8 protein-coding genes and 1 pseudogene are annotated in these 11,257 nt (G+C 44.5%); all 9 read right to left on the reverse strand.

The window, feature by feature from the left end:
• Window positions 1-77 precede the first annotated feature (77 nt).
• Window positions 78-728, reverse strand: a pseudogene (locus ACSQ8P_RS23110) (family 16 glycoside hydrolase); the annotation flags it as partial.
• Between the two features lie 660 nt (window positions 729-1,388).
• Window positions 1,389-1,538 (reverse strand): hypothetical protein, encoded by a 150-nt coding sequence (locus ACSQ8P_RS23115; protein WP_436237324.1) that lies wholly within the window; start codon window positions 1,536-1,538, stop codon window positions 1,389-1,391.
• A gap of 159 nt (window positions 1,539-1,697) precedes the next feature.
• Window positions 1,698-2,255 (reverse strand): GNAT family N-acetyltransferase, encoded by a 558-nt coding sequence (locus tag ACSQ8P_RS23120; protein WP_436237325.1) that lies wholly within the window; start codon window positions 2,253-2,255, stop codon window positions 1,698-1,700.
• A gap of 68 nt (window positions 2,256-2,323) precedes the next feature.
• The gene (locus tag ACSQ8P_RS23125; RefSeq protein WP_436237326.1) at window positions 2,324-4,414 is read right to left on the reverse strand and encodes a glycosyl hydrolase 115 family protein; all 2,091 of its coding nucleotides are present in this window, start codon (window positions 4,412-4,414) and stop codon (window positions 2,324-2,326) included.
• A 74-nt stretch (window positions 4,415-4,488) separates the two neighbouring features.
• Window positions 4,489-5,808: an ABC transporter substrate-binding protein gene (locus ACSQ8P_RS23130; RefSeq protein WP_436237327.1), complete on the reverse strand. Its 1,320-nt coding sequence runs from the start codon at window positions 5,806-5,808 to the stop codon at window positions 4,489-4,491.
• Window positions 5,809-5,930: 122 nt separating this feature from the next.
• Window positions 5,931-7,487 carry a response regulator transcription factor gene (locus ACSQ8P_RS23135; protein WP_436237328.1) on the reverse strand — a complete coding sequence of 519 codons (1,557 nt, stop codon included), beginning with the start codon at window positions 7,485-7,487 and terminating at the stop codon, window positions 5,931-5,933.
• Between the two features lie 31 nt (window positions 7,488-7,518).
• Window positions 7,519-9,222 carry a cache domain-containing sensor histidine kinase gene (locus tag ACSQ8P_RS23140; protein WP_436237329.1) on the reverse strand — a complete coding sequence of 568 codons (1,704 nt, stop codon included), beginning with the start codon at window positions 9,220-9,222 and terminating at the stop codon, window positions 7,519-7,521.
• An 86-nt stretch (window positions 9,223-9,308) separates the two neighbouring features.
• Window positions 9,309-10,145: a carbohydrate ABC transporter permease gene (locus tag ACSQ8P_RS23145; protein ID WP_171629844.1), complete on the reverse strand. Its 837-nt coding sequence runs from the start codon at window positions 10,143-10,145 to the stop codon at window positions 9,309-9,311.
• Window positions 10,145-11,104 carry a carbohydrate ABC transporter permease gene (locus ACSQ8P_RS23150; RefSeq protein WP_436237330.1) on the reverse strand — a complete coding sequence of 320 codons (960 nt, stop codon included), beginning with the start codon at window positions 11,102-11,104 and terminating at the stop codon, window positions 10,145-10,147. Before ACSQ8P_RS23150 ends, ACSQ8P_RS23145 begins: the two co-directional genes overlap by 1 nt.
• Between the last annotated feature and the right edge of the window lie 153 nt (window positions 11,105-11,257).

Genomic DNA, 11,257 nt, shown 5'->3' on the forward strand with positions numbered 1-11,257 from the left:
GTTGATGGTGATGGTGACGGCGATTGCGTCGGTGAAGGGGGCGTTGTCGAACCAGCGCTATCCGAAACAAGGATATCATCAAAGCTTACCGCCGCTTTATAGCCAACTAAACCAATACCACCTGAGCTTAGGCTCGTATCTGTTGCTGTAAGCTGTAAGGTGCCATTCACATACAGACGAATTGTCGATCCAGCAAGTTCTAACTTGACGGTATACCAAGTTCCTACTGTAAGTGGATAATCCAAAGTTGCCAGTGTCGTTGTGGAACCGCTTACTTTTTTGCGAATTTCAAGCTTCCCTCCATTGCTGTTATACAAAGATGCCGCATAGAAGTTGTTTCCATCTTGATACCGCCCCGCTACATACGCTCGATTGGTTCCATTCCAATTATCAATTTTGACTTTGGATTCAACAGCGTAATCCGTCCAAGAAGCATTACCCGCTGATGTACGTCCTTCATTTGAACTGGTTTGGCGATACACATAAGAGCCATTGTCTTGCACCACCGTCCATGTGCCATTCTGCGCCGACCAGCCGCTTGCATCCCCATCATTGAAATTGTCGCTAAGTAGATTTGCTGCAAAGACAGATGGAATGACCAACACGCCAGCAATCAGCGAGGATGTTACTAGTGCTGTTAGGGTATGCGCAGGTTTAAGCTTTTTCATTATTGAATTTCCTCCTTCAAGTGATTTCTTGCTTAATGAACACGTTAACATTTTTTTCATACTGCCACGTTAAAGTGATGCTAAGCCGTTAATCAGACACCCCCTCATCCCTATTTCTCCCGGCTTCAAAGAGGAACTAGCCTGTATCCAAGTCACTATCCGACTATATCCAGTGATTACCAGGTGCAGCAATAATCATTTTTACATAAATTAACTTTTCATTATAAAAATAGGTCTCTTTAACCAGGAATAATCCCTAGCTCAGATGATAATCATTTGGTTTGTTTTGAGGTTGGAGAGTTGCTTTGAAGGTGCGTTTTAGTTAGGTTTTACATAGACCTTCGTCACTATGAGTATAACGGTTTACATCTCTTATTCAGATTCTTCCATCTTCTAACGGACAAGAAAAACGCTATTTGGATCGGAAAGAGTCTTCTCCGAATCTAACGGACACAACTGCTGTTATTTGCACCAGAAAACACGAAACAAGCAAAATTCTAGTGAATAGCGGCGTTTGTGTCCGTTAGGATATCAAAACCACTGGTTTGGAGCAAATAAGGACTGATGTGTCCGTTAGCCAGCTTTAATTCATCTAGGTGCGCATCTCACACTCCAACAACATCCATCGCCCACTGCATACTCGCAATAAATAAACAAAACCGTTCCACTGCCTCGCAACAACTTCCTAATTCGTCGTGGATCTGCGATCCTCAGCCAACATTACTTTACATCGACCACGATAGAATGCAGCAATCGACCGTGAACATAGGGAAGTAAACGCCATCGACCTTTTTCCGGCAGTATCATCATGGTAGGTAGATGTCGGTCAGCGCCATTATTTGCTGCCCCTAAGGCGTTGGCTGAAGACAATACATCAGATGAAAATACTTCGATCAGTGCATTCGTTCCTTCTTTTACAGCAAATACTTGAAAAGGCCCCGCCAGCTCCTCATATTGTGGTAAAAAAGATAGCTCCAGACCTAAGAATTAGTCTAGAGCTACCACTTTAAATTTCAAGTATGATCATCATCATTTCGAACCATCCAAATAATCCTCAGCCAGCATAGCGAACATCACATGATCTTCACGCACGCCATTAATTTCCAACAACTTGCGAGCCAGTCCTTCTTGCTGGAAGCCCGCTTTTTCCAAAACACGCATCGACCCCACATTACGCGGCATGACACCTGCTTCTACACGCAGTAAGCCTACTTCTTCAAATGCAAATTTCATGATAAGTTGAATCGCTTCTGTCATGTACCCTTTTCCATTATGCGCTTGGTCCATGCTATAGCCGAGTATGCACTTCTGGTGCGGCCCACGTTGCACCTCAAAAAGCGATATATCACCAATGAGTTCGTGTGTTTCTTTTAGAAATATGCCAAAAGCATATCGTTTATCTTCTTCCTTTTGTTTGATACTGTTTTCAATGCTCTTCGCTTGGACTTCGCTTGTATAAAATGATTCATTGCGCTTAGGACATACGCCCTCGAATAATTCACGATTACGCAGTATGAGGTTCAGCATATCCTCTGTGTCACTTACATCCAGAAATCGGATATAGACTCTTCCATCGTTGTCTTTCATGAATTCCATCATCCTTTATCTAGAAGTCCTGTTATTATACGTCGGAATAAAGAATGGTTCAAATTAAGCTATTTTTGTTTATGAAAATAGTGCTGCAGTTGTATAGCAAGCTCATCATCCGAAAGTGGATTCCGATGTGTGTTTTCCAAGTAAATATATTTCTCCGTTTCTGGCATGAGGTATTCTTTGTACCAGTGGAAAAAGTCTGGACTATCCCCCTGCATGCGCAGGAATCGGCGCAGTGTATCTACATTATTAACGGTATTTGCGATGTTCGTTAGCCAATCGGCACGATAGAAATCCGCCCATTTGCCTTGTTCTGCCAAGCGAAGTGCTTGCAAGCCTTTGTCATAGCACCACATCGACTCCGAAGCAAATACGAAAGCTTGCGCATACTGCTCACTGCGAGCAGCCGTATAGGAACGGCATAGCCAGAGCAAGCCTTCCGAACCCGTCTGGTGAATGACGCCTGGCAACCACAAGTGGTCAAGAACTCGCTGCTTGTCATCTCCATCCAGTTTGTTGAGCAGCGCCTCGCATTGCTGAACCCATTTCGACCAAGTAGCATGCCCCGCTTCGCCTCGCTGCTCGAACCACGCTATTTGCTCATCGAAACTTACTTCTCCCGTCGCCCACAGCAACCCGCGGTCCGCTTCACTTGTGCGCCCTTGCAGCCAATGCCCTATTAATCTTCTCGCGGGATGATGATAAAACTCGTCCCCAGCCAAATCATCAGCATGAGGCCCATAAGCAATGGAGGCATCTGTATAGGTGCGATACAATTCGACTATTTCTTCCTGATGACTTGGATAATAGCGACTAACAAACGTATGTAAATGAGTCTTCGTATCCATCGTTCCTTGAAGCCATAACGCACGAATAATATCAAGCATATACACGTGCTGACGAATATTCCCGCAATTCAGCAGGAGATAATCGGTACACCCCGCTTCAAAAGCGCTTTCCACTTCCTCCTTCACAAAGGCAGCCGAGCCTTGGAACATTGTCAAATGATTCGATGCTTGAAGATCGTGGAAGGTCACGTGGTAATAGATACCATGCTGACCACCATCTTCCGCAGAAGGCAGCGCTGGCATCCGCAAATTCAAATTCCCATGCCGGCGCGAAACCATTTTGCCATACCCGTTATCGGCCCAAATCTTGATCACATCAGGAGGCAATTCGATATACCCGCCTTTGTACAGCTCGGCAATTTCTCCATATAACGCTACACAATAAACGGGGTTATCAACGGCTTCCTTAATCATCTCGTATTGGCGATAAATGACACGGGAAATCATTTCCCCACGCTTTGTTGGTGTATCAAAGGATGGATCATTCTCCCAAAAAGGCTTATCCCCCTGACCTCTGAAGGAGAGTACCCACAGAATATTTTGATCCTTTTGCTTCTCAATGGCTTCCAGCCATAGCTTTTCAAATAATTCTGGAGCCTCTTTATAGCTGGCTGATCTCCCTGTATAAGCTCTGAGGAACATTTCTGCGCCCAAAGGCTCCGCATGGTGATGGGTAATCCACAACCCCATTTCTGCTGCTAGCTCCAAATGAATGCCTGTCTTCGGTAGATCCGTCCCCGGAATCACCATATTTCCACCGCAGCGAAGCAGCGCTTCAAACACCGGCAACCATACTTCAAGCGAAGGTGGGTAAGCCTCTTTCCATCCAATGAGACATACCTCATCGTTGACGAACCACCCTCTAAATCTAACTGTAGCAACTGGTGAATCCAACGGCTCGCCAGTCACATCGATCGACGTGCATGTCTGAATCGGCTGATCCATCCAATACCAGAATGGATGAATTCCTAAAACCGTTTCACTCACATGCAAGATACCGTAAACGAGTCCCAAGTGATCATTTGCAACGATATGTAGCTGCGACTTCTCTCCATCGTGCGTATATCGTAGAGCGAAAGCTTCTGGATGCACGGCACAGCCATCACGCTCAGACGCATAACGAATGACGATCTCAGCGTCGGATGGCTTATTTACATAAATGGGCTCCGTACCAAGCACGTGCCTGATATCTCTTGTCAGCATATCCAAGGCATGACGAACCGGCGTTGCCAAATGATCTGGCTGACAAATGGCAACCCGCCCCTCCAGCCGTAACGTAGATTTACTATTCACATTAAAACCCATGTCTACACCCCTATCGAAGGAAAAAATCATGGCGCGTCCTAAGAAGCGACAACGCCATGATTCTATGCCATCTATTATTTTTTTACTGCTGTATCATACTCTTTAGCTTTTTTCATCAATTCTTCGTAAGCTTGATCAGCAGTTGCTTTGTCGAACATGACTTTCTCTACGATCGTTTTGTAGTCTTTCTTGAAGTTACCCCAGCCTTGCGGTTCAGCGACGAATTTCTGTGCTGCCGGTCCTACTTTGTTAATAAAATCAACGGATGTTTTGTCGGATGCGCTGAAATTCGGAGCAAGAGTAGTTACGATTTTCGCATTTCCTGGAATACCACGTGTTAAGGATAATGTTTTCCCTGCTTCTTGGTCGTTAATGAACCAATCGACGAACTTCTTTGCTTCATCTTGTTGCTTGGAGCCTGCGTTTACACTCCAGAACATCCCTGGTTTTAACCAACCACCCGTTTGTGCTGCTTTCGGAAGTGTTGTAAACCCAAAAGCATCTGGTTTAAGACCATTGATGGCGCCTACTTGGTTAGAGAAAATGTGACGAGCAAGCGCTGTTCCATTGACCACACTATCCATTTTCGGATCAAGTTCCTTGTCTGTGACCGTAATGTCAGCAGGCGTAACGATGCCAGCTTTACGCATTTCAGTTTGCTTGTTCATGTATTTAATCCAAGTATCTTTATCGATGGAGAGCTTGTTATCTGTAAAAGACTGCCCTTTGCCTTGGCTAAGCTGATAAGCTGTATAGTCAACTAAATCTGAGCTTTGATCGACGAAAACATATTTATCTTTCCCTAGTTTGGCTTTGGCATCTTGACCGAATTTATAATAGTCATCCCACGTCCAGTCCCAAGCTGGTGCCTTTAAACCTAATTTTTCAATCACCGTTTTATCGTAAGCCATGCCAAGTGCGGCAGTTCCTAACGGCATTGCGAAGAGCTTGCCATTCACTTTACCTGATTCAATAAGGGCTTTGTCCATATCCGCTACATTAATGCTTGCTAGATCAGCGACCAAATTACGTCCAACATACTCATTCAAGTAAGCAGCGTCCATTTGGATAATATCAGGGGCATTTTTCGCTGCGAACTGAACGCCGAGCTTATCGAAGTAGCCATCCCAACCCGAGAATTCGCTTTCAAAAGTAACATTCGGATGTAAGGCTGTATACTGCGTAAGTGCCTTCTGTGTCGCATCGTGACGTTCTTGTGCGCCCCACCAAGCAATACGGAGTTTAACAGGCGCAGCAGGTTCCGCCTTTGGTGTTGCAGCCGCTGATGGTTGAACCGAAGCTTTCGCTGGAGCTTCCTCTGTTTTGGATCCACAAGCTGATACGGATGCCATGACAACAAGTGATAGTGCAGCAGTCATTAATTTTTTCTTCATTGTATAATTACCCCTCTCGCATATGTCGATCTCACACACTTATCGTATCGCTGAAAGCCTGAACGGTATAGGAGAGGATCGAACTGATTTCTTTCAGTTTTTGAAACAAGTGGGGAGCAAATCTACTTTTTCAGCAAATCACTTGGGTTAATTCCGCAATATTTCTTGAATAACGTGCTGAAATATGGCACATTTTGATATCCAACCTGCTCAGAGACTTCATAAATCAACAAATTCCCTTCTAAGAGAAGAGCCTTCGCTTTCTCAAGTCTGACACGTATGACATAGTTCATAAAGGTTTCCCCTGTCACCTTTTTAAATAACTGATTCAAATAATTTTTCGAGATAAATAACTGTCCCGCCAACTCATCCATCGTAATGTCTTTCGCATAATGCTCATGAATGTAACCGAGCATGAAATCGACTGCCCCTTTATGCTTCTGGTTAATGCTTGGCTGTCGCTTCAATCCTATGCTCTTCACCTTCGCTTGCAGGTAGCTCTCCACATCCGCACGATGAATAATCGTATCCGTTGACGTAACCAACTCATTCTCATCCGCAGGGGTGATCGACATGTCAGCTTGCTGTGCTGCGTATTGCAGCAGCGTCCAAATTTCCGTAGCTAAGACACGATAGAATAGCTTGGGGTCTCCGCCTTTGGCCGACGCCTCTTGCCGATTAATGAACCGCTGAATATGCGACCATAACTCTTCCTCACTGCTTTCCTGCAAAGACTGGGAAAGGTAACGAACCAGATCCATCGCACCTTGTCCTTGTTCAAATGCTTGCAACGATTCGAAAGCAACGTCTGCTGACTTTTTCAAATCTTCCCATTTACTTATGCGTTCACCTAGGGCAGCTTTCACCGTTAAGCCCAAATACCGCAGCATGCTGCTTGTTAATGTCTCCATAAAGCGTGCAGATCTTTCAAGAGATTGCTCATCTGCTTCGCCCCGAGGAATATGTAAAACAAGTGCTGAATACGGCCCGAATAGCCAAATAAACGCTGATTCCGGCCATTCCTGCTGGGTCAGCTCCTTCGTGATATTGGACATGGCGAAGCGAAATAAATGCCAATCCGCCACCGAGATATCGGTAATTCGGTCTGTCTTCACCAGTTCAAGCACGACTACCTGCTGATCATAGTCTGTCCAGTACGCTTCGACATTGGGGATCTTCATGTCAGCCGCATTAGGCTGAAGCGTACCATTAAGCAGAGCAGCAAGCTGCTCATCTGCCATTTGTTTCTCATAGTTTTGAACAAAACCAATAAGCCGCTTTTTCTCCATTTTTTCCAGATAGAAATCTTCTAATTGTCCAATCGTCCGAAACAAGACTTCACGAATCTGTTCGATCGTGATTGGTTTATTCAAATAATCGTCGACATCTAATCGAATTGCTTGTCTAGCATACTCAAAGTCGGTATATCCGCTATGAATAATAAATCTGCCCTGAAAGCCTTCCACCCGCAGTTTCTCGATCATTTCAATACCGCTAATGCCAGGCATATATAAATCCGTAATAACGATATCAGGCTCCACTTCACGGATTAATTCTAATCCACTTTCTCCGTCAATTGCCTCTCCCGCGAATTCTGCATCCAGCTCAGCCCAAGGAATGATATGTCGCAAACCTCGTAAAACCTGAAAATCATCATCCACTATGGCTATTTTCCACATAGTCGTTTACTCCCTTATGTTGTGAATATGGTTATTGGTCTGATAGTAGGAATCGAATGTCAACTTGAACGCCGCCTTGCTCTCGATTACTCAGTTGTAAGCTATATTGATTGCCGAATAAGGCATCCAGTCTTTCCTTCACATTACGAAGTCCATAGCCTCCGCGCTTCCTAGGCTTGTTCTGCCAATTATCACTGAGCCCTTTGCCATTATCCGTAATGGTTACATATAGGTTGTTCTCATCTCGGTAGATGTCTATACCTATCTCAGCTTCGGACGCGCCATGAAAGCCATGCATAAAAGCATTTTCTACGAACGGCTGCAGAAAAATCTTCGGCATCAGTGTGTTCTTACAGCTTTCATCCACTTTGATTCGATACGACATTTTATCTTCCCAACGCACCTGCTGAAATTTCAAATAGTGTTCAATATGCGCGACTTCCTCTGTTACAGCCACCAGACTATTCGTATTAGATAGAGCTAAGCGAAACATACTCGCTACTTGCGCGAGCATAGAGCTGATCTTATTCTGCCCCGCCTCGATCGCCGTCCAGTTAATCTGATCAAGCGTATTATATAGAAAATGTGGATTGATCATCATTTGCAACGATTTCAGCTCTGCCGCCCGCTGCTGCACATGTTGTTCTCGCAACGATTCATAGAGGTCCTCGATCCGTTGTGTCAGCTTTCGATACCCATGAAATAATTTACCAAATTCATTCTTATAATCGGTAGGTAATCCTTGATCTTCCCCAGGTGAATACTGTCCCATGGCTCGAATCAATTGATTCATCGGTCTCATAAATCGGCGGGATAAGAATAAGGTAAGTAACAGCACGAGCACAATCGAAGTAGCCCCGAGAAGGAGGAAGAGCTTCGCCATGCTTTTACTGCCTTTGGTCATTTCACTCCAAGAGCTTGCCTCGAAGAGTGTCCACTGGGAATCCGGTGATTTGGCCCAAACGAAGAAATCATCCTCCACACGTAAGGAACCGCTTGGCTTATCCATCTCCCCCTTCAATGTAAGTGTCGCTTGCTGCAATTTGCTGCTGTTGCCAGAATGCGTAATCAATCTGCCTGCTGCATCAAGTAACGCCATATTGGTCGTATCGTCTTCCGTTGAAATCAGATGTCTAATGCTCGATACTTTAATATTAAAAACCATTAAGCTGTAATACTGGTTACTATTATTGATGACCTTACGGGCGAAACTTATCACCGATTCTTCACGTCCATTGGACATAATTTTGTGCTCGCCAAGCCAAGCGCTATCCGTTTCAAGAATACTCGGATACCATGCTTCCTTGTCTAATTGCGACATCTGAAAGAACGTAACAGGACCTTGGGTATCCGACGTAAATGGGTAATCCGAATAGACATGGATCGATTGCAGAATCGGCGTGCCGAAGACCAGATAGTTCAATTGACTCTGTAGGTCTGTCTCGATTTGAAGGCGCTCATACGCGTCCTTATCTCGTAATCGGCCGTAAAGAAGATCGACATTCTTGGCCGAGGTACCCGAAGTCTGCTCAATACCAATTAAGCTTGTGCTCATCTTTTTGCTCAATTCATTCAGCAAACGTTGTTGATAAAAGGAAGTATTGGAAGCAATTTCGCTCGAAGTCCCCGAATAACTAACGGCAATCACAATGCCGATCAACATGGCTATAATGACGGCTGAGCTGAAGAAATAAACCGCGATAATGCGATACGTTTTGAATGGATTTTGCAGCATGTGTCTGCCCTCCGTATGATTCAAACTAAGCTCTTATGCAAAGAAAGCCGCGGCAAATGCAGCAGCTTTCCTAGTCATTCCTAAGCTTATCCTTTTAAAGCACCCGAAGCAATACCTTCGACGAAATGCTTCTGAGCTATGAAGAAAATGATCACGGCAGGCATAACAGAGACTAAAGACATAGCTAACATTTGCCCCCACGGCACCGTCCCCGCAGAATCAATGAACAGCTTCAATGCTAAGTTAACCGTGTATTTATCAACGGAATTGATATACAATAATTGACCAAAGAAATCATCCCAGTTCCAAAGGAAACAATAAATAGCGACAGTAACCAGCGCAGGCTTGGTCAACGGAATAATAATGCGCCAGTAAATACCGAACCAAGAACAACCATCTATTTTCGCAGACTCATCCAACTCTTTCGGTATGGAACGAATAAATTGCACAAGCAAATAGATGAAGAAGGGACCTCCTACACCGCCTGCAAGCAAATGAGGGACATAGAAGGGTAAATACGTATTAATCCAATCAAATTTACTGAATAACACATACTGAGGTACGATCGTGACTTGCGTTGGAAGCATTAACGTCACAAGCAGAATGCCGAACCACAACTTACGAAGAGGGAAATCCAGGCGAGCAAAAGCAAAGGCAACAAGGGAGCAAGATACGATACTAGTGAACAATACGCCAATAATTAACTGAAAGTTATTGATATAGAATACGCTGAAGTCATAATTAGGAACCGAGACCCAGCCTTCGGTGTAGTTAGCCCAGCGGAATGTTTCGGGAAATAAATTCGGTGAGCGCATCTCATCATTCGTTTTGAGCGAAGCTCCTAGCCACCAAAAAACGGGATACATCATAATGATGCTTGAAATTAGTAATAAAAGATGGGTCAAACCTTGGCGTCTTGCCATCATTTCCCCTTCCCTCCTTGCGTCTCATAGTAAACCCAGTATTTAGAGGTTGCGAAAATAAGCGCTGTTACCGCTGCAATAATGACCAGTAGAATCCAAGCTAGCGCGGAGGCATAGCCCATTTGAAACTTCGAGAAAGCTCGCTCATACAAGTACATGACATATACGTACGTTGAATTCACAGGTCCCCCATTGGTGATGATAAACGCCTGCGTAAACATCTGGAAGGAATTAATCGTTGATTGCACAAAGTTGAACAAAATGATCGGAGACAACATCGGCAGCGTGATCGTGAAAAATTGTCTTACCTTACTAGCGCCATCTACGGAGGAGGCTTCATACAAATCCGTTGGGATTTGTTTAAGTCCTGCAAGGAAAATAATCATCGCCGATCCAAATTGCCACGCAATTAGAAGCACTAGTGTCCCTAATGCCGTGTCGGGGTCAGCAATCCATGACTTACCTTGAATGCCGACAAGCGCTAAGGCTTGGTTAATAAAGCCGTCTTTGCTGAAAATATTTTTCCATAGAATCGACACTGCGATACTCGTCCCGATCAGTGAGGGGAAGTAGATCATCGTCCGATAGAAGGAGATCCCTCTGATTTTCTTATTCAGCAGCATCGCCACCAACAGGGCTGTAACGAGTTTCAGTGGTACGGAGAATACGACGAATAGCAAGGTTACTTTGATGGACTCGCGGAAGGTATCATCCTCCATCACGATATGCTTGTAGTTTTGTGTGCCAAGCCAATGTGGTGCGTCCAGCAAGGAATAATCCGTAAACGAGTAATACAAGGACATCAGGATTGGCCCTAGTGTTAACAGGAAAAAACCAATCAGCCACGGGGATAAAAAGAGGTAACCGGCCACGGGAGATTCCCATCGGCTCAGAAACGGGATTTTCTTTTTCTTCGGTTTTGCAAGCAAACGGTCTGTTTGCAGCACGGTGCTTTCCATTAATCATTCCACTCCCTGTTCAAAGCGCTACGTGATTCGCTTGTTATCTTATAGTTTTATTATAAAAGGCATCTCATGTTAGTTACATTGCGCATCGAATGAAGTTCTTTCACTATTTCACAGTAAAAAAATTAACATGTAAAGAAGACCCAG

It is taken from the genome of Paenibacillus sp. LjRoot153 (assembly GCF_964253085.1).
Classification (GTDB): Bacteria; Bacillota; Bacilli; order Paenibacillales; family NBRC-103111; genus Paenibacillus_E.